Genomic DNA, 19,159 nt, shown 5'->3' with positions numbered 1-19,159 from the left:
CCTCCAGCGCATCGACACCACCATTAGGTGAAGCCGCCGATCAGTTCCGGTACATGTTCGACGGGGAGCCGAAGAAGTTGGCTGGAGGCCGGAGACTGCTTCCGCACGGCGAGCAAGGCACTGGACGGCTACATCTTCACGTTGATGTGGGCGCAGAGTCAGGTAGCCGAGGCGATCCGGCTGTGGAACGAAGGGCAAGCCGCCACCCGCCAAGCCACCGCGGAGCACGACCAGGCTGTGCGGCAAGCGCCGCACGGCACACCGGTGATTCTGTTCACCGATCCTGGCGAAGCCCAACAGCAGGGTGTTGGCCGTGCGAGCGTGTCAACAGCGGTGTGCCAGTGATCAGTCCTAGCTCGCGCCGTGCGCGGCGCGGTTCAGGGGGCTGCAGGAGTTGGGAAGTTCCGGCGATCAAGCGAACTGGCACCCCTACTACTGCTACGGCGCCGATCACTGGGTCCGTATCGATGCAGAGGCCGCGCTAGCAAACGCGAGTTGCTCTTGCTTCGGTGAGGTGAGGACGAGTTGGGCTGAAAGGGTGAACCCGTGGGGAGTGGCTGAAGCCCCACAATCGCTCTCTTAATATGGCCGTGCGCATGATCACGAGGAGGTGCGTGGTGGTGAGCAACGGCCATCCGGCCGCGAGGTCTGCTGCGGCGGACGTGCGCGCCGACGCTACCGGGGAGACTGCGCTGCTGACAGATCACTCGCTGGAGGAGTCCGAGTTGGTGCGGCTCGCGCGCGAGGCTTACGCAGGTCGACGCTCGGTGCAGGAGGTTTACGCGGCATTCGACGAGGCCGTCGTGTATGCCCAGCGCACACCGCGACCGGGTGTGTTCGTGACCGGTGTCGCGAACCGGGCCGGTGGACGGTGGTGTTCTCGCAGTGGGAACGGCTGGCCGCCCACGCGGGGGAATGCGACTACCTGGCCACCACGGGAGCGGACTTTCTTGACCTCGTACCCGAGGGGGTCGGTGTCATGCTCGACCCCGCCGATGAGCATCGCTTCCCCGTGCTGACGCGCATGGCATCAGCCCAGCAGATCGACCAGGCATGGGCGCGCGTCGCACAGCGCCGAGGATCAGCGCGGGTGGGCGAGAAGGCGGCGAACCCGGCAGGCCGAACCGGCTACGTTCACGGCGGCAACTGAGGACTCAAGCGGACTGGGGAATTGTGCTGTGGACGGGAAAGGGTTCCACGTCGAGATCGACGTGCTCGAGGCTGCCGCGCAGCGGATGCACGAGATCGTTGAGGATCAAGACAACCAAGAGCTCAAGGATCTCGCTGGCGGGGCCGAGCTGTATGGCCACGGCGCTGTTCACGCGGGCATGAGCGAGTTTTGCGGCAAGTGGAGCGTCGGCCTGGACGCCTTGGGAGATCGCTGCCGCTCGATGGGCGGCAAACTCATCAAAGCCGCCCAGACCTATCGCGAGATCGACGAGCAAGCCGCCCGCCACGTCGAGGATCCGGCGGTCGACGCGGTTGATCCACCGAATTTCGAGCCGAGGGGGCACCCGTGACGGCGGCCGAGCTTGGCCAGACGCAGGACCCGAAGGCGCTCGTGCCGGGCGACCCCGAGGCCATCGTCGACAAAGCCCGCCATTTGGGCCTCCGCTCCGAGGACGCCATCGGGGCAGGGGAGGCGCTTAAGCGCATCGACACCGGCGCCTGGACTGGGGAAGCCTCCGCCCGCTTCCACGAAGCCCACCAGACCGACGTCCCGAGGTGGCAGAACGCCGGTGACTCGCTGGACATCGGACGGCAAGCGCTCGAAGATTTCGCGGACTGCCTGTTCTGGGCGCAAGGCCAGGCCGGCGAGGCCATCCACCTGTGGAATGAAGGTCAGGCCGCGACACAGCAAGCCCACGCCGCCCATGAGCAAGCCGTAGCCCAAGCCCAGACCCAGTCCAATGCGAGCCAGGGCGATCCCGCGGTGGTGGCACCTCCGGTGTTCAGTGACCCCGGCGAAGCCAAACGCCAAGCCGCCCGCGACCTGCTCCAGCGAGCACGCCAGCAACTGGGCGAGGTCGGCGATCGCACGGCGCAAGCGCTGCGGGCCGAAGCCGTCCTCGCGCCGCAGGATTCGCAGAAACAGGCCGATGCGAACTTCTACGGCGGGATCTGGAGCAGCGTCGAAGGACTCGGCGACAGCCTGGCCAGTGTGTTCACCGACCCCTCCGGGACGGTCGCCGCGATGGCCCACAACCTCACCCACCCCGTGCAAACCTTCAAGGACGCCGTCGCGTGGGATGACTGGGCCAACGGCCGTGGGGACCGGGCATTGGGCAAGATCACCGGCGAGGTCATGTTGTCCGCGGCGACATTCGGCGTCGGCAAGGTCGCCAAGACCCTGTTGAAACGTAGTGACCACGACGGCGACGGCCCGGAGGGTGACACCACGCCGGACAAGGCTCAGGAGCCGCCGCCGCGCCGGGTGTATGAACCGATCCGCAACCGCGTCAAACTCCGTGAAGGAACCAAGCGAGAGATCATCGACGACGCGCCCAGAACCCCCGACGGTGATTTCATCTGCGAGTCGTCCGGAAAGATCATCCCAGCCGAACGAGGGTCTGACGGCAACCAGATCAAGATCGACCCCGACACCGGAAAACCGGACCCGAACGGCATGACCATCCCGGAAAAGGGCACCTACGACTTCGGCCACCGCGAAGGCCACGAGTGGTGGCGCTACAAGCAGGAAGCCGAAGCAGGCGGCTACACACGGGAGAAGGTCATTGAAGACCAAAACGACCCGAGCAGATATCAAGTCGAGGAACGATCAGCCAACCGAAGTCACCGCTACGAACAACCCCGATGAGGTAGCGTCCGCACTGATGGAGGGAGCGACGTGACCGAGCTGGACCGTGAAGGCCGCGACGAACTGCACTACGCCGCACGCGACAACAACGTCGAGTTGGCGCGTGAGCGCCTGGCCGCCGGTGTCGACGTCAACCTCGCCGACCACCGCTCGAACTACACCCCCCTGCACTTCGCGGTCGACAACGGCGCCGTCGACGTCGCGGCCGTGCTCCTGGACGCCGGCGCCGATATCGACGCCCGCGGGAAACGAGAACTCACCCCGCTCAATTTGGCTGTCGAGCGGTGGAAGCAAAGCCCCGCCGGCGTCATGATCACCCTTCTCGTGAACCGTGGCGCGGACAAGACCGCCCGCGATGCCACCGGGTTCACCCCGGCCGAGAAGGCTCAAGGTCAGCGCAAGTTCCCCGCCGAGCTCAGTGAGATCCTGCAACCATGACCGACCCGCGGATCCCCGAACACCTTGGCCGCTTCCTCGGCCAGGGCACACAGGCCGAAACCCTGCAACGTGGTGTCCAACTGTGGCGCTACGAACGCCCCGAGTTCGTCTCCTTCGCCACCCACGGACTCTCCACCCTCGATGTCGCGGCGTTGAAACCGCAAGAGCTGGTGTGCTCGGTCGAACATGGCCAAGATGGCGCCGCCGCCCATCTCGTGACCACTATGCTCGACATGATCATTAAAGCCGATCACGGTCCTGTTGCCCCGCAGCTCATTCCCGCACAGCAGCCGATCCTCGCAGGCACTCAGATCACCGGCTTGCTGGCCACCAGCCACCCCTACCTCGACGAGCCCTTCAACGCCATCCGCGACGACCACGGCACCATCCAGACCCAAATCATCACCCTGATCCCGCTCACTGGCATCGAAGTCGCCCGGGCCCAATCATCCGGCCTCGACGCACTCGAAGCCTCGCTTGAACAAGCCGACCCGCCCTTGCTGGATGTCACCCGAGCTCCGACCTAGCCCTTCAGTAAGCGTGTCTGGGGTAGTTCTGCCGGTGGATAGATCAAGGGCCTTATCCTGTCTGGGTTTTGCGCGCCAACGCAGCCCAGCTGGAAAGGCCCTTGTGGTGAGGAAGATATCGCATGAGCAGAGTCGGCGGAACTCGGCACGCCGACGGCGGAAGGTGGAGGCCGGCACCGGCTGGCGGGGCACTGGTGTGAGCAGTCCGGGCCCGTATTCACCCCTGGGAAGATCAACTATGAGATCGGCGGTCACGTCGAGGCGACCCCGTTCGGTGGGATCTTCGCGATGCATCGCCTGGTTACCAGGCTCGGTCTGGCAAAGAAGATTGACGCCGACCTGGAGTTGTTGAAGATCCACTTGCCGTATCACGAGTCTGATCACGTGCTCAACCTTGCCTACAATGTGCTCACCGGCGGCAGGCGGCTGGAAGATATCGACCGTCTCCGCAACGATGTGCCGTACACGAACGGGCTGGGTGCCAGGCTGATCCCGGACCCGACGACGGCGGGGGACTTCCTGCGCCGCTTCACCGAGGCTGACCTGCTCACGCTGATGGACGCGATCAACTCGGTGCGGCCGATGCTGTGGCGGCGGCGGGGCGCCGACCTGCTCGGCGAGACTGCCTACGTCGATGTGGACGGCACGATCGTGCCCACCACGGGCGAACTCAAGCAGGGTATGGACATCTCCTATAAGGGGATCTGGGGCTACGCCCCGCTGCTGGTCACGTTGGCCAACACCCGGGAGGTGCTGTTCCTGCTCAACCGGGCGGGCAATGCGCCCAGCCACCTGGAAGCGGCGACGTGGATCGACCGCGCGATCGACCTGGTCTGCCCTTATGCGCCACGGGTGTGCGTGCGCGGGGACACCGACTTCTCCCTGACCGCGAACTTCGACCGGTGGGCTGGGAAGGCCGACTTCGTCTTCGGCATGGACAACAACCCCGCCCTGCGCGGCCACGCCGAAGCGCTCGATGAGAAGGCGTGGACACGGATGGAGCGCCCGGCACCGTATGAGACCAGGACCGGCACGACTCGGACCCGGCGCCACAACCGGAAGAAGTCGTGCTTGCGAGCAGGACACCGCCGAGGAAGGTCAGAGCGTACTTGTCGTAACGCGTGGCTACTCCGCGCCACTGCTTCACACGGCCGAACGCCCGCTCCATTGTGTTTGCGGTGCTTGTAGATCTCGGCGTCGAACGCCGGCGGACGACCACCGGAGGAGCCTTTGGCCTTGCGGGCGGCGATCTGATCCCGCCGTTCGGGGATCGTGTGCTTGATCCGACGTCGGCGCAGCTCCCGCCGGGTCGAGGGGTGGGAATACGCCTTGTCGGCCAACAACCGGACATCCAGCGGCCCGGCGTCGGTGTAGTCGGAGGCGAAGTAGTCATCCAGCAAGGGCAGCAACTGGGGATTGTCTCCGGCCTGTCCGGCGGTCAACCGGACCGCGCCCAGATCACAGGCGGCGTCAGCCAACGCGTGAATCTTGGTGGAAAGCCCGCCCCGGGAGCGGCCCAGCGCGTGATCGTCGGGCTCGACTGCCAGAATCGTGTCATTCGACGGTGCCCCCTGTGTAGCCGGTGGCTGCGGCCAGGTCCCGGCCTGGGACCGTGGGCGCACCCGCGGCGTGCTGGTGCGCGCGCACGACCGAGGAATCGATCGACAGCAACTGAGCGAGGTCGTCACCGGCATCGATGCCGTAGCTGGAGCGCACCACGTCGAACATCCGCTGGTAGGTACCGTCGATGGAGAACCGGTGGTGGTGCTTCCAGACCGTCTGCCACGGCCCGAACTCCGCGGGCACGTCCCGCCACGGCGTTCCGGCGCGGAACCGCCAGGCGATCCCTTCCAGGATCAGGCGGTGATCGGCAAACGGCCTGCCCCGCAAGCCCTTTCGCGAGGGCAGCACCGGCTCGACCAACTCCCACAACTCATCTGAGATCGCATCAGCACGTACCACCAGCCGATCATCACCCACTACCAGGGCAAAAATTCGGAGACACGCCCTAGCCAGGACAGCACCTGAGCTATGAGCCGATAGACCTGACGAACAGCCGCGATCGTCGATCATCGGACGTCACGATCGCCCAGGTCAAACCGGGTGGCCGCATTCTCGACCAGGACAGGCGTCCACGATGGACCCGGCCGGCTTGCGCACGTACTTCGGTGGCGCGTCGGAGGCTAACGCGGCACGGACGGTGTTGCGCGAGATGCCCAACACACGAGCGATCGCCTTGATCGGCATGTCCTCCGACCTGAGCAAACGACGAATCTCAGCCCGATCTTCCACGGACAACACCACCCTTCGTCCTCCCTGACTCGGCTGGAGCCAGGGTCACCGGGCAGGGACACAATATTCGGGTGCTACGCCGTGTTCAGTTTTCGGGCTCCGTCCCACTTTCCGTGAAGCGGACATCGTCCCTGTTGCGGTTCGGGTGTTATGTCTCGTGATGTTGCAGGTGAGGCACAGCGAATCGCGAGGGCGCGGTTGCGGTTTCACGGAAAGTGAGACAGAGCCAGATTTCAGTCGGTGAGTGGGTTGGGCGCTGGCTTGTTCTCCAGCTCGGCATGGGCGGCGGCGCGTTCGACGTGTGCCTCGTTGCTCGCCTCGTTCAATGCCGATCAACACCTGCGCCAATAGCCGTCTGGAAGCGGCGCAGCCGCGCTTCAGCGTCAGCAACCCGCTTCTCGACGGTCCCCAGCGTGGCTGATGTGGTGCAGAGCGCGTTCTGGGAGGCGACCAGTGCGCGACGGTCTGATCGACGTCCTCAGGGGCGAACACGCCACCGAGCCATCCATTGATCTCGTCCCCGATTAAGTCCCTCGAGGAGGTAAACGGCGGGCTCAGGGTGCGGCTGAAGGCGGGTTCCCCAGAAAACCCACCGTTCTCCCCATACCAGTCGATCATCTCGATGTCCGTGGGCGACTTGCTGGACACACGTATGAGGTCGATGAGGACCAGATCGTTCAAACGCGTGACGCATCACGTTCGGTTTGGGATGATCTTAGAGGCTGCAAGACGCTCATAGCGCTCAAGCAGCCACTACGTTCGAAACAGTGCATCGGTAAACATTACGGAGGTCGTGTGCATCTCAGTCGCATTGTAGTGAGTGGGTTTCGGGCAGCGGCTGATGGTGAGCTTGAGTGCCGCTTTCCTGGACGGTTCAGCCTCATGGTCGGAGCGAACAACGTTGGAAAGACCACGATCGGCGATGCCCTCTACCTGGTACACTCACACGTGTTTCCCCGCCTCGGCCGGCCACCATCATCCACCCTGGGTGTGCCCCCACGCACGGTGGAAGTTGAGTATGAGTACGCGGCCGACGCCAACGACGAAGGTGCTCTTGGTCGACTGCTCCACGTCCAGAGCGGTGTCGAGTCGCAGGGCACCGCAGCGGTTTGGTCGAGAAGTCTCAGTCGTAACCTCGGACAAGTTGAAACAAAATCACTGGTGAGCTCTGAGTACCAGGATATGTTCCGACTCATCTATCTGCCAGCACACCGCAACCCTCTGGATGAATTGGCTCGGCGCGAGGCGCGGATTCTGATCGAGCTGTTGCGCGCGCAGCAACAGCGGGTGAACGGCAGTAGAAACCTCGAAGGGCTGCGCAGGAGAGCTTCAGCTTTGCTGGAGGCGCTGACCAGTGTCGGCCTAATCAACGCCGTTGAGGAACGCATCAGTCATCACCTAGCATCGCTTTCAGCCGGGGTCAGCCGACAACACCCATTTATTGGTGGACAAGTCATCGACGATGCCTACCTCGCTCGCGTGCTGGAAATCTTAATCGGTGTCACCGACCAGCGACTGGACGCACGCCGCCTCGAGATTTCGGGGCTGGGCTACGTCAACCTAGTGCACATCGCGGTCACCCTGGCCGCTATTCCGGATCTAAGCGCCCCCAAACAGGATCACGACGCTGACCAGCGCGTGGATGACTTAATAGAGACCACCGGGAAGCCTATTGTTGGGAGTGCACTTGGGGAATCAAGCGATGAAGAGTCTGAGGCTCGGCACCAGGCGGCAACGGCAGACGCAGAGCGAGATTCAGAGGAAGACTCCTTCTTTCCCACAAGCGCTTTCCATGCCACCGTTGTCATCGAGGAACCGGAGGCTCACCTCCACCCGCAACTTCAGCACGGTCTCGTGCGTTACCTGCGTTCGGTTGTCCGAAGCCGTCCCGAGCTACAGGTCATCTTGAGCAGCCATGCAACGGACGTCATTACCACTTGCCGCCCTGAAGAAGTCGTTGTGCTGCGCCGCAACCGAGCCGCACGGCCCGTGGCTCGTACAATCGCGACACTACCCATCCAAGATCGTCCAGAAGTGCTCCGGATGGCACGGCTACACTTGGACGCAACTCGTTCGGCGGCCCTGTTCGCCGAACGACTTGTTCTAGTAGAGGGCGTCACTGACGCCCTCCTGGTAAGGCAGTTTGGCCGAGCTTGGGCTGGTGTTGACGCAGAACGTTTGGCGTTCATCGACGCCCTCACGATTGTAGTCATGGGACACAAGGTTGGCACATGGCCCGTCCGCTTGCTGGCAACGAAGGGATTTGAGTTAGCGGATCGTGTCGCGATCTTGCGCGACACCGACCTGCCGATTACCTCCGAGCCAAAGAATCCACAGTGGCTAGCTGACCACGACGAGAAAATTGTCGGTTATTTCCCTAACCACCCTACCCTCGAACCCGCGATCACTCCCGGAAATGAGCCCGCTGTGGCCGCCGCGCTTAAATCCGTCGGGCTCATGCAGCCTTCCCTAATCACTCGGGAAACTATTCACGACCTTTTTCGCAGCGCGAGGAAAGCTAATGAGAAGACCGGAACACCGTCTGTACCGGCTGGCCCTGGCGCCGGCAAGAAGGGGGAATTCGCGGTCGCGCTGGCTGACGAATTTCTCAGTCGTCTCGATCAGGACCTTGACAGCGTGGTCGTTCCCGATCACATGACCGACATGTTCAACTTCCTATACCATCCGAGTCCGGTCAATGGAAAAGCGGATTCCACCCCGGAGAACCCTCCAGCGGCAGAGGAGCGTGTTCCCAGTGTTCACACTAACTGAGCAAGCCCTCACGGGTGAGCAGGCCAGAGCTGCTGGAAGTACTGCCTCACGGACCTACATAGAGGCTGCCCCAGGTTCCGGCAAGACCACTGTAGCGGCCGAGCGATTCGGCATGCTTCGCTTTGCCCCTGACCGAGACGACCGTGCCGTCGTTGCGGTCAGCTTCACACGCTCAGCCACAGCAGAACTCAGGCAGCGTATCCGGCTGAGATGGGGCCCAAGCGCACTGGTGTGGCCACACCGAGTCGTCACTCTCGATACGATCCTATGCGACATGCTCTCCCATCTGCTGCGTCGCAGGCTTCTGCGCTGGCCTGGCGGACAACAGGAACTGGTAGTGCACGACACCTGGAAGGTTCGCCTCAAACACAACTGGAAACGCCAACAGCCCTACCTAACCCTGAACGGCGACGAGGTATCCGTCAGTATTGCTTGGCCACGAAGGCCCGAGAACCGAGTCGATCTCGAATCGTTCAGGGAAGCCATTAAAGATGGTGAATGTACCCACGACGACGTACGCACGATTTTAGCCGCTGCCCTCAATCAGTCGGCCATCGCACGCGTCGTAGCGCAAAGATTGCGCGAAACAGTTCGCGCCGTAATTGTGGACGAGGTATTCGACGCCAATTCTCTCGACCTCCTCCTAGTCAAAATTGCTTGCGACCAGGGGATCGGGACCACCATTATCGGCGATCCATGGCAGGCGCTTTACCGCTTCCGGGGCGCACGACCCGAGCAGGTTCCCGCCTTGGTGGATGAACACGAATTCAGTTACAATCCGCTAACAAAGTCATTCAGGTTCCGTACCCATGCGGCAAATGTTCTGTCGACGGAACTTCGATCTGGACACCCGGTCGTGCTACCCAAAGCAGAATCTGCACATGCGGATGTTGTCCTTTCTGGAAAATGGAACGATCTTTGGGACTGTGGCGAGAATGTACTGCCGTTGTCGTTCGGTAGTACGCCGGAAAGTCCCCCCGAATCCGCTGCGGTGCTTCTGCTTGATCAGGTAACCCAAACAACCGTTGGTCATCACGCAGTTTTTCTGCAAGATGCGCTGACCAACCTGGGCATAACTGATCCAGAAGCCTTACGCCGCATGGCTCAGCCCTTCACCAGGATTCTAGAAATTCTTCGATCCGACACATCAGAAGCCGCTGACACGGCTTGGAAACAGCTCTCGGCCGTTATCAAACAGGAGTCGCCGAGGGAATTTCCCAGAAAGCATCCCGTACAAGTCGCTCGGCTGAAAAAGATTCGTCAAGTCCTGCGAAGTAAGGAACGCAGATTCATCCCTGGGCTCACGATCCACCAAGCCAAAGGGCGAGAATGGGGCACCGTCGCTGTCGGGATCACCGACCGTGAACAGACAATGCTCGCCACCGGACTCGATGTCAGGAATGAAGAACATCGTAAGCTCTACGTTGCGCTCACACGTGGGCGTGATCGCACCATCGCTATCTGAACTAAGGTGAGCAGTAGACGTCAGCCCGCACCGTGCCACAAACCTCACCAGGCGATTCAATGCTGTCGACGGCACGCAAAAACTGGCTCTGTCCCACTTTCCGTGAAGCGGTCATCGTCTCTGTTGCTGTTTGGAGTTGAGTCGGCCTGGAGCGCGGTGCCGGAATTACTTCCGGCCCGTTTCCCCAGGCCGCTCGCCGAACCGGCCGTGCCGTAGCGAGCAGGTAGATCATCTGTACGAGCACAAGTACGCAGCACTGAAGGATTTCTGAAGCGCTACGGGCGTGTCGGCGCTCGGCTTCCCGGAGCCTTTCTTTCTTCGTTTCCAGCGCATCGTGTGCGGCAAGCTGAGCCAGTTGTGATGCGTCCGCGGGCGCGGTCGCAGAAGGTGTTGCGGTGTTGGTCGACGTCGATCTCGCGTGCCCGGTTCTGCGCGGCTTTCGGGTTGATGAAGCCGCATTCTGAGGCCACGGAACCGTCCTCGCGACGGTACCGCACTCGCCAGTGCTGGCCGCTGGTGTGCTCTACCCAAGACATCAGAGTCTCTTGTCTGTGCGGACCGTGTGCGTGTGGCACACGGTTTCGGGTTCCCTGCAGGCGCACCGAGCCTGCGGTACCTGCGCATCAGACATATTGAGGACGAGAACCCACGCGGATCCCGGTTATTTGGTTGCTCTCCGCCAGGAACACCTGAGCTATGTCGGCATTTTGCGCTCCCAACTCGGGCCCCTTATGCCTCCACGGTGAATGCCGGTTCGTATCCGTCGTCGATCTTGATGTCCTCGTACACGACGGTCTGGCATAGTCGGTTCCACCGGTTGCCCAGTAGAACAGCAAGTCCCATGGGGCAGGCGAGGAAGAGGTGCATGCGCCGGACGCGACGGGTGGAGCGGCGGAGATGGTCGCGGATGCCGACGGCCAGGGCGTTAGCGGCGGTGCTGTCGGGGAGCGAGTTGTCGTTCGCTACGCCGTCCGGTGGGGTGAGCACGATGAGCTTGCGGACGGGGATGTTCTGCTCGCGCAGGTACTCCAGGACGTCCTGAGTGGGGTCCGTCGCGACGGCGATAGCAACAGCGATCTCGTCACCTTGGCCGATCTCGTCTTCGCTGACTCCTGGGACCAGGGCGGTGTCGGATGGGTCGTTTGTGGACCAGAGCTGGCTGCCGGCCCTCCCGCGCTGGACTGCCGCGAGGTCGGTGCCGGTGACCATGCGGAACGTGGTACCGACCAGGAAGGCCGGCGCGAGACGGATGCTGCCCGTGACTGAGACGGCGGTTGTCTCGGCGGGCAGACGTCCCGGCGCGGCCTCGATGTCCGCCTGCAGCTGGGACCAGGTGTTCGGTGACAGGGGACGACGCTTGGTGTACGCGGAGTCACCGTCGAAGCGGTCGATCCAATTGATGGCATGGTCGGCGTCGGACGCCAGCGGGTCCGGTTTGAGAGTGGCGATTGACAAGACGGCCCGGGCAGGACCGGCCTTTAGGTCAAGCTCGGCGACAGCGGTCTCGATCATCGTCAGCGTGAGCTGACGTTGGCCTTCGCGGATCATTTTGGCGACCCAGCCGGCCCCCTCCTCGAGCGCCCGCTGGTCGTGGCGAAGCCCGGTGACAGCCATCAGGAGTCGGAGGTGCTCCTGGTACCAGACCATGTCCAGAGGCAGGTCGAAGCGGAGCACCGACAGGAGATCGATGAGTTCCGCCTCGGTCAGCCCCGCTTCCTGCGCCCACCGGGCACGGGCCTTACCTCGGTCCGACTTGGCTCCGCCGACGGCTGCTTTGGGCATCAGGAGGCCGGTGCGGGAGTCGCGCCCCGCCATCAGGCCGTCCTCGGAATCGGCGGCGCGGTTGGTGACCAGGCGCAGATCGGCGCTGCCGCCGTCCGCGGTCAACCCTTTCCACGTCTTGGCGATCTTCGCGAGGATCGACGGACCACCGTTGGCGCTGGGCTTGGTCAAGTACTCCTCATTGACCGGCGTAGCGCTGTCAACCGCGTACTTCACCTGTTTGTAGGTGTTCGGACGAACGTCACGCAGTAGGACAACGTCGTCGAGGTTACCCACGCCGTTGAGTTCGACACCGACTGCGCGGACGGGGTTGTGCGAGCGGGCGGCGGTCTCGCGAAGGAGGGCTAAGCAAGCTTCCCAAGCGACGAGCCACTGGTAGTAGTCGCCGGTGGTGCGAACGCTGGTTGGGCTGGCGGTGGGGAGATGGGCCATCATCTCTCCTCGGTGAAGACAGGGGCGGGCTCCAGTTCCTCGGCGAGGGCGAGGAGGTCTTCGTCGGTGACCGGCCGGTCGGGGAAGGCTCGGAAGACGGCGGACGGGACCAGGCGCTGGGTGAGGTCGGAGAACGTGCAGCCAGGTCGGTCGCCGGCGGGGCCAGTGAGCTTGACGACCTTACGGACGGTTTCCGGCCGGATGCCGAGCCCGTCGAGTGCCTGGGTGAGGACCGCGTGGCGCTGCTCGTCGTCGGGGCGGGTGAGGGTGAAGGTGGCCGCAGCGCGGCGCATGACGGCTGGGTCGAGGGCGCCGAGCCGGTTGGTGCACAGTACGACGACGACAGGGAGCCGGGCACCGGCCAGGTTGTCGATGCCGGCCAGGAATGCGTCGACGCCGGCCCGGTCTTCGTGGTGCATCTGCTGGGCCCCGCGGGACTGCACCAGGGCATCGGCCTCATCGACGACGAGGATCTGCACGGCGCGCGCACCCTGGGAGCCGGACATGCGCTTGCCCACCGTGTGCATGTGTGCGAAGGCGTCGCCGATGAGCGAGGTCATCTCGCCTACCAGGCCGCTGCCACGAGTGGCGAGCTTGAGCCTGTACAGGTAGACGGGCAGGTCGAGAAAGTCAGCGAGGTCGCAGCCGAAGGACTCGGCCAGGGCCGACTTGCCGGAGCCGACGTCACCGGCGAAGACGAACAGCGGAGCTCGGTCGGCGAAGAGGGTGAGAGCGGCGATATCGCCGCCGTAGTGGTTGGCGGCCCAGACCTGGAGTCGGCGCGGGTCCGCGAGGAGCGCGGCTTCCTTGCGTAGACGGAGCTTCGTGTCGTCCAGGCCGACCAGGCGGTCATAGCGGGCGCGCCGGGTGGGCTCGGGCAGTTCGATGACGGGGTGGAACAGGTCGTCCTGGTTGGTCACGTTCTTATTCCTCCTACCGATGGCGCTGGACTAGTGGGCGACGTAGATGTCGCGGGAAACACCCGCGCCGTTGCGGGCGTAGCTGTGCCCCATGGTGGTGGTGCCCGACAGGGCGGCGCTCGGGGCGGTGCCGGTCGTCCGGGAAACCGGCAGGGTCTCCTTGATACCGGCCTGTTCGCTGCTGGTCAGGAGCCAGAAGGTGGAGCTGTAGGTCAGGGAGCTGTGGAACCCGTAGCCGGTGAGGTCGACCGGGTCCGGGAAGCTGCCGGGCCGTGAGTCGGTGAGCTGGCCGCTGGCCGTGGCCTTGTAACGCAGGCGGAACTTCCAGGTGTTGGTGCTTGTATCGCGGAAGCCGTAGTCGACGGTGTCGAGGAATCCGCGGTTCAGTCCTCGATGCGGTCGAGGTCGGGCTTGCCGTAGAGGTTGTGCAGGAGGCGCAGGTCGGCGCCGACTCTGCCTCCGACGTAGCGGGCGTCGGTGATCGTGAACGAGGCGGATGCGGATCGAGTGTACGAGCCGGACATGGTCAGTCTCCCGGGAAGGCGGGGCCGAACAACTCGCGCCAGGCGTCGACCGCCTCGCCTTTCGTCGCCGCGTGGGCGGCCATCGAGATGGTGTCGAGTGTGGTCTTAGCGTGGTGCACCAGCCGCTGTCGATCCTGTTCGGTGTAGCCGCGTGCGACGTTGTTCTCGGGGTTGACCGGGTCCCAGACATGGATGGGGTCCGCCGTCGCATTCACCGTCTCGGCCTTGTAGTAGTCGGTGAAGACGATCGGCGTCCGCAGGCCGGTACGGACGATGTAAGAGAGGACCTGCTCGATTGCTGCCGAATAGTCGTCGACCTGGAGCGGCTTGCCGTTCCAGCCGACGTCGCACAGGTGGGCCACCAGGAGCTCGATCAAAAATGACTTGCAACGCAGCTCCGCATCGACCTCCTTGCTTTCGCGGATCCACGCCTTCAGCAGCCGGATCACCTCCCGGTACCCGTCGCCAGCCTTGTCCTTGCGCCTCTGGATGAACTGCAAGTGCAGCGTGACCGAGGTGAGCACCTTGGTGCCGTCGGCGGTGACCAGACACCCCCTGTCGTCCGGTTCGCCGGTGTAGAGCACGGGCACAACGTCGATCTTCAAACCGCTGCTCCGCATGGTGATCCCAACGGCATGGTCCGACGGCTTGAAGTCGTCCGCGTCCTTCGTTGCGCCATAAACCTCGATGCAGCGGTCTCGCAGCCAGGTCAGCATCGTCGAGACGTCGATGTCTGTATCCGTGGTGCGCAAGTAGGCGGCAACGTCCGCATCAGACCCTGTGCCGCTCCTGCGTCGGATCGCCGTGCGCTTGGCCGTGCTACCGGATGCCCGGAGCTTCACCAGGTCGAAGTCCGGGTGGGCCGCGATATAATCCTCCAGCCGCTCTCGCAGGTGATTGACCTGCCGACGGCGCTCCTTCGCCTCCTCCGCCGGCACGTTCACCTTGCTCTGCGCGAATGCCTTGAGGACCTTGTGGTGGACGTAGCGCTCTCCCGCCATATCTGTGTTCGCCCTTCACCCGAGAAGCTGATCGACAGAAGAACAGGCCTACCACTCACTACCGACAAACCTCGATCCAAGCGATGTATTCGTCAGTGTTCCGGCGCGCGGCATGCGTGTGTCAGCGGCTGGTCGTGGTGCTCTTACCCCGTCTGGGAGGTGCATCGGTGCAGGTCATGGCGCTGGCAGTCAGCTAGTCTGATCGTTTCCGGCGCCGTTCTGATCATGGATGTAGCGCTGTGGCCTCGACTGTCGATACGTGATCACAGCGCCATTACGGATCGGCATGGGCGATTTGGGGGAACCGCGCCAGTAGAACACGATCATTCGGCTACCCTCCAACAGGTGGTTGAAGCTGTACGGAAGCCGGACATCGTCGCCGGCGCGCAGATCGTGGTTCGAGACGAGGACTGGCTGGTGCGGTCGGTCCGCCGGACGGAACGCGGCGATCTGCGGATCGAGGCGACCGGCGTTTCGGAGCTGGTTCGCGACACCTACGCGGTGTTTTTTACGGGACTCGACGACGTGACAGTGCTGGATCCCCGGGCGACGCGGTTGGTGCCTGACGACAGCCCGAGCTTCCGGCAGGCTCGGCTGTGGCTGGAGTCGCTGCTGCGGCAGAGTCCGGCGTCGTCGATGGACACCGACATCATCTCGGGTCACTGCGGTTTGGCCGACCCGATGGATTACCAGCTGCGGCCAGCCCATCAGGCACTGTCGAATCTGCGTCCGCGGATCCTTATCGGCGACGCGGTGGGTCTGGGCAAGACCCTCGAGATCGGCATTGCGTTGACCGAGCTCATCGAGCGTGGCCGAGGCGAGCGGATCCTCGTAGTCACACCGCGGGCGGTGCTGGAGCAGTTCCAGCGGGAGATGTGGACTCGGTACGCGATTCCGCTGGTGCGGCTGGACTCAGACGGGATCCAGAAGGTGCGGCAGACGCTGCCCGCGTCGCGGAACCCGTTCAGCTACTACCGACGCGTAATTGCCTCGATCGACACGTTGAAGAACCCTGCGAAATATCAGCACCACCTCAAGAACCAGCGTTGGGACGTCGTGGTCATCGACGAGTGCCACAACGTGATCAACCCCGGGCGGCAGAGCAACGACCTAGCGCGGATGCTGGCAGCGCAGACCGACGCGTTGATCCTGGCCAGCGCCACCCCGCACAACGGCAAGCCGGAGTCGTTTGCCGAGCTGATCAAGCTGCTGGATCCGACGGCGATCGCCGATCCGAAGAACTATCAGGCCAAGGACATCGAGCACCTCTACGTCCGTAGGCACCGGAACTCGCCGGACGTGCAGCAGGAGGTAGGGCAGCAGTGGGCGGCCCGGCGGGAGCCGGTAGTTGTGCCGGTGACGCCGACTGATGCCGAGCAGGCGGTGCTCGACGAACTTAAGACGGTGTGGCTGCGTCCCAGCAGTGGCAGAACGCCGGTGACCGGCAAGGGCCAGTCGCTGTTCCCGTGGACGCTGTTCAAAGCGTTCCTGTCGTCGCCCGAGGCACTACGGGTCACAGTGCGACGCCGCCTGAAGACCATCGAGGGTAAGTCCGAGGCGGCACAGGAGACTACCGCGCTGCAGCGTCTGGGCGAGCTGGCGGAGGAAGCCCACCGCAACGATCCGTCGAAACTGGAGGCGCTGCTCGAGCACCTGACGGCTATCGGCGTCGGGCGAAACAGCGACACCCGGGTGGTCGTGTTCACTGAGCGGATCCAGACTCTGGAGTGGCTGGAGATCGAACTCGCAAAGCGTCTGAAGATGAAGTCCGGAGGCAGTGGCGCGGCACCACTCACAAGGAGGTGCCCATCGACGACGTACGTCGCTGCTTCAGTGCTGTCTACCAGCGCAGGGAAGGAGACGACAGGGGCACGACGATGATCCGCGAGAGTCTGTCCGTTCTGATCAAGCGCGAGCAGGTGGTGCCGGTGAAGGCCACCAATCTTGTGAAGATCGAACTGCCAACGAAGATCAAACTCGTCCCCACAGTCACGAAGGCGACGAAAACCGTCCCTCCGATGCCGCGATGGCACCGGTTGCTGTACGACTTGGAGGATGTCTGGCCGAAGGCTACGGACAAGCAGCGTGTCCGCTACGTGGCGATCAACCGGTGGTTGATGAGCGATCCCGACAGGACGACCATCGTTCCACTGCGGGAACGCGCTTTGGAGGTCTTCAGCGCGTTAGGCGACGAAGAGGACTTCGAATCACCCGAGAAGGCGCTGGACGGGATGCGTGACGGGCCGCTGTTCGGTAACCAGGAACGACTCCTACACCTGCTGAACGCCGTGGCCACCCCGCCACCACTGCTGAGCAAACAACTGCTGGAGGAGGTCGCCCCGAACCAATTGACGCGCGTTGGCGACGGTGACCTGCTGCTGGTGGTGGAAAACAGCGCGACGTGGTGGTCGATCGTGAAAGCCTTGCCAACGCGGCACAACATAGGACACGTCGCATGGGGTTTGGGCGCGAGCTTCATGTCGTCGATCCGGTCGATCGCAGACAACCACGAGATTCGCCGAATCCGATACTTCGGCGACCTCGACCTCTCCGGTCTGCGCATCCCAGATTCCGCCCAGCGCACGGCGCGCACCGCCGGCTTGCCGCATGTCCGTCCCGCAGTAAACCTATACGCCGAGCTGTTCGCTACAGGCCGGAGTTGGCGGGCCAGCGACAAGGCTGTAGACGAGTACCGCGCGCGAAAACTGGTCTGCTGGCTTCCCGAAGAACACCATGAAGCCGCCACACGGTTGCTCACAGAAGGACGCCGCATCGCCCAGGAGTGGGTCGGGTACCGGCATCTAACCCGCACCCAGAAGTGGCATGCTGACCTCGTATGACCCGCGCTGAGGGAAAGCACCAACGTTGCCTGACTGTCTCGCGATCCGAGCATCCTGGTCACGTGGTGTACACAGGCGCAGCGTGGCGGTGGACCTGGTCACCACCGGCCAGTGTCGAGAGCTGCGTCGTGGGAGCGAAAACGGGTAGTGATCGGGATGCCGGCACGTCGCGCCGGCATTCGGATCAGCGCGCGTGGGATTCGTACCTTCGGAAGCTCATATAGAACGACGTTCGCGCGCAGCACCACCTGTCTGGGACGCATGCAGCCAGGAGTTGATCGCCGAACTGTCGCACAGTGTGTCGTTCGCTGTGTCTGGCCTGACTGGCAGGAGCAGGAGCGAATCTGGAGCGAAGGATGTACCGTAGTTGTAAGGAACTGCAAGGAACTGTCTTGGATCGACGTGTTTTGTACTGCGGTTTCTCGGTTTTCGCAGGTGAGTGTCTACATGGGACCTGACTGGGGGTCAAGGGGTCGCAGGTTCAAATCCTGTCAGCCCGACGTTGGCGGAAGCCCGCTGACCGGCACGTAAGTGCAGGTCAGCGGGCTTTTTCGTGTGCTGTTGTGGATCTTGGGTGATCGTCCCGAAGTGTTCCGTCTCGAATTTCGGCGATTTTTGGGCTCTCCTGACGTATGTGTGGGTTAAGTGCGCCCGGGGAGGGTGAGTGTCGGGCCGCCCGCTGTGTAGTAGTTGGTTAAGTTTCGGCAACAGATCCGAACTGCGGTGATGGGCGTTGAACGGCGGTGCGCTGGTTGGCGGCGGTTGTCGCGAGCCTGAACGCGGGTGCGAGTGGGTGTGTTCCGTTCGCGGTGGTGATGTGCGGAAGGGGGCAGTCGAGGGCTGTTGAGATTTGCAGCTGCACCTGCAAGCTCCCACAAGCGATCGGGTACCGGGTCCCGAAGGCGTGGATAGTTTTTGTGGTGGTCAAGTGTGGTTGGCAGGCGAACGATCACGGAGCGGTCGTTAGCAGGGGGACAGGAGAATCCGGATCTCATGGCCGTTGGCGTAGCCTCGGTGCGGTTGCGAAGACTCGAACCTAGCTAGCCTGGTCCAGAAGCCCACGCCGAACACCTGAAGAAGCCGAGAATTGCTGCAAATGCTCGAACCTTGACAAGATCACCATGCTTGCGACCAGCAGCTTTACCGTCGGGTCCGCATCGCCCCTACGAGGGGTAGCAACATGCAGTCGACCGTCCACAGCGGAAGGCCGGTGTCGTCCGCATCGCCCCTACGAGGGGTAGCAACAACAGCAGCAGGACGTGCGCGTGGAGGTGCCAGCGTCCGCATCGCCCCTACGAGGGGTAGCAACTGACACCCTGCACGCCACCGTCGCCGCCGCGCTCACGCG

General features: G+C 63.3%; 15 protein-coding genes and 3 pseudogenes. 11 read left to right on the top strand and 7 right to left on the bottom strand.

Going from position 1 to position 19,159, the window contains the following annotated elements; translation table 11 throughout:
- The first annotated feature begins 27 nt into the window (after positions 1-27).
- The 7 genes and pseudogenes from SSPN_RS0124425 to SSPN_RS0124395 all read left to right on the top strand — a co-directional run.
- Entirely contained in the window at positions 28-345 is a 318-nt protein-coding gene (locus SSPN_RS0124425; RefSeq protein ID WP_010310154.1) for a putative T7SS-secreted protein, read from the top strand.
- 529 nt (positions 346-874) lie between these two features.
- Positions 875-1,150 (top strand): SseB family protein, encoded by a 276-nt coding sequence (locus tag SSPN_RS57005; RefSeq protein ID WP_158309637.1) that lies wholly within the window; start codon positions 875-877, stop codon positions 1,148-1,150.
- Positions 1,151-1,178: 28 nt separating this feature from the next.
- Positions 1,179-1,520, top strand: coding sequence for a hypothetical protein (locus SSPN_RS0124415; RefSeq protein ID WP_010310149.1), 342 nt, complete (start codon positions 1,179-1,181; stop codon positions 1,518-1,520).
- Positions 1,517-2,818: a putative T7SS-secreted protein gene (locus SSPN_RS49235; RefSeq protein ID WP_010310147.1), complete on the top strand. Its 1,302-nt coding sequence runs from the start codon at positions 1,517-1,519 to the stop codon at positions 2,816-2,818. The genes SSPN_RS0124415 and SSPN_RS49235 overlap by 4 nt, the downstream gene beginning before the upstream one ends.
- 30 nt (positions 2,819-2,848) lie before the next feature.
- The gene (locus SSPN_RS0124405; protein ID WP_010310145.1) at positions 2,849-3,256 is read left to right on the top strand and encodes an ankyrin repeat domain-containing protein; all 408 of its coding nucleotides are present in this window, start codon (positions 2,849-2,851) and stop codon (positions 3,254-3,256) included.
- Positions 3,253-3,783, top strand: a complete 531-nt coding sequence (locus tag SSPN_RS0124400; protein ID WP_010310144.1) for a suppressor of fused domain protein — start codon at positions 3,253-3,255, stop codon at positions 3,781-3,783. The genes SSPN_RS0124405 and SSPN_RS0124400 overlap by 4 nt, the downstream gene beginning before the upstream one ends.
- 180 nt (positions 3,784-3,963) lie before the next feature.
- Positions 3,964-4,776: pseudogene (locus SSPN_RS0124395) on the top strand (transposase); the annotation flags it as partial.
- A 79-nt stretch (positions 4,777-4,855) separates the two neighbouring features.
- Here the strand turns inward: SSPN_RS0124395 and SSPN_RS51840 are convergent.
- A pseudogene (locus SSPN_RS51840) lies at positions 4,856-5,745 on the bottom strand (IS5 family transposase); the annotation flags it as partial.
- 165 nt (positions 5,746-5,910) lie between these two features.
- A pseudogene (locus tag SSPN_RS45525) lies at positions 5,911-6,084 on the bottom strand (helix-turn-helix domain-containing protein); the annotation flags it as partial.
- Between the two features lie 996 nt (positions 6,085-7,080).
- On the opposite strand from SSPN_RS45525, the gene SSPN_RS0124375 reads away from it, so the two are divergent.
- Together SSPN_RS0124375 and SSPN_RS51835 are read left to right on the top strand one after the other, a co-directional pair.
- Positions 7,081-8,847 (top strand): AAA family ATPase, encoded by a 1,767-nt coding sequence (locus SSPN_RS0124375; RefSeq protein ID WP_158309636.1) that lies wholly within the window; start codon positions 7,081-7,083, stop codon positions 8,845-8,847.
- Positions 8,774-10,312, top strand: a complete 1,539-nt coding sequence (locus tag SSPN_RS51835) for a UvrD-helicase domain-containing protein (protein ID WP_083822089.1) — start codon at positions 8,774-8,776, stop codon at positions 10,310-10,312. Before SSPN_RS0124375 ends, SSPN_RS51835 begins: the two co-directional genes overlap by 74 nt.
- Positions 10,313-11,041: 729 nt before the next feature.
- Here SSPN_RS51835 and SSPN_RS0124365 read toward each other — a convergent pair.
- The 5 genes from SSPN_RS0124365 to SSPN_RS0124345 are packed head-to-tail and all read right to left on the bottom strand — an operon-like array spanning position 11,042 to position 14,971.
- On the bottom strand, positions 11,042-12,529 hold the full coding sequence (locus tag SSPN_RS0124365; protein WP_237710714.1) for an SAVED domain-containing protein: 1,488 nt from the start codon (positions 12,527-12,529) through the stop codon (positions 11,042-11,044).
- Positions 12,526-13,446, bottom strand: a complete 921-nt coding sequence (locus tag SSPN_RS0124360; protein ID WP_010310127.1) for an AAA family ATPase — start codon at positions 13,444-13,446, stop codon at positions 12,526-12,528. Before SSPN_RS0124360 ends, SSPN_RS0124365 begins: the two co-directional genes overlap by 4 nt.
- A 30-nt stretch (positions 13,447-13,476) precedes the next feature.
- Positions 13,477-13,833: an HORMA-1 domain-containing protein gene (locus SSPN_RS62900; RefSeq protein ID WP_420188297.1), complete on the bottom strand. Its 357-nt coding sequence runs from the start codon at positions 13,831-13,833 to the stop codon at positions 13,477-13,479.
- Positions 13,830-13,970, bottom strand: a complete 141-nt coding sequence (locus SSPN_RS58625) for a hypothetical protein (RefSeq protein WP_010310123.1) — start codon at positions 13,968-13,970, stop codon at positions 13,830-13,832. Before SSPN_RS58625 ends, SSPN_RS62900 begins: the two co-directional genes overlap by 4 nt.
- Before the next feature lie 2 nt (positions 13,971-13,972).
- Positions 13,973-14,971, bottom strand: coding sequence for a CBASS oligonucleotide cyclase (locus tag SSPN_RS0124345; protein ID WP_010310122.1), 999 nt, complete (start codon positions 14,969-14,971; stop codon positions 13,973-13,975).
- Positions 14,972-15,316: 345 nt separating this feature from the next.
- Between SSPN_RS0124345 and SSPN_RS0124340 the strand changes: the two genes are divergently transcribed.
- Complete coding sequence (locus SSPN_RS0124340; RefSeq protein WP_010310118.1) at positions 15,317-16,852, top strand: SNF2-related protein; 1,536 nt, start codon at positions 15,317-15,319, stop codon at positions 16,850-16,852.
- Complete coding sequence (locus SSPN_RS0124335) at positions 16,849-17,811, top strand: Wadjet anti-phage system protein JetD domain-containing protein (RefSeq protein ID WP_010310116.1); 963 nt, start codon at positions 16,849-16,851, stop codon at positions 17,809-17,811. Before SSPN_RS0124340 ends, SSPN_RS0124335 begins: the two co-directional genes overlap by 4 nt.
- Positions 17,812-19,159: the final 1,348 nt, after the last annotated feature.

The sequence above is a fragment of the Saccharopolyspora spinosa NRRL 18395 genome, from assembly GCF_000194155.1.
Taxonomy (GTDB): domain Bacteria; phylum Actinomycetota; class Actinomycetes; order Mycobacteriales; family Pseudonocardiaceae; genus Saccharopolyspora; species Saccharopolyspora spinosa.
This window is presented reverse-complemented; position numbering and strand designations above follow the sequence as displayed.

What these genes read in the sequence shown, in the direction of transcription:
- SSPN_RS0124400 (WP_010310144.1), top strand. Translation starts at nt 3,253, where the DNA reads ATGACCGACCCGCGGATCCCCGAACACCTTGGCCGCTTCCTCGGCCAG.
- SSPN_RS51835 (WP_083822089.1), top strand. Translation starts at nt 8,774, where the DNA reads ATGGAAAAGCGGATTCCACCCCGGAGAACCCTCCAGCGGCAGAGGAGC.
- SSPN_RS0124365 (WP_237710714.1), bottom strand. Translation starts at nt 12,529, where the DNA reads ATGATGGCCCATCTCCCCACCGCCAGCCCAACCAGCGTTCGCACCACC.
- SSPN_RS58625 (WP_010310123.1), bottom strand. Translation starts at nt 13,970, where the DNA reads ATGTCCGGCTCGTACACTCGATCCGCATCCGCCTCGTTCACGATCACC.
- SSPN_RS0124345 (WP_010310122.1), bottom strand. Translation starts at nt 14,971, where the DNA reads ATGGCGGGAGAGCGCTACGTCCACCACAAGGTCCTCAAGGCATTCGCG.
- SSPN_RS0124335 (WP_010310116.1), top strand. Translation starts at nt 16,849, where the DNA reads ATGATCCGCGAGAGTCTGTCCGTTCTGATCAAGCGCGAGCAGGTGGTG.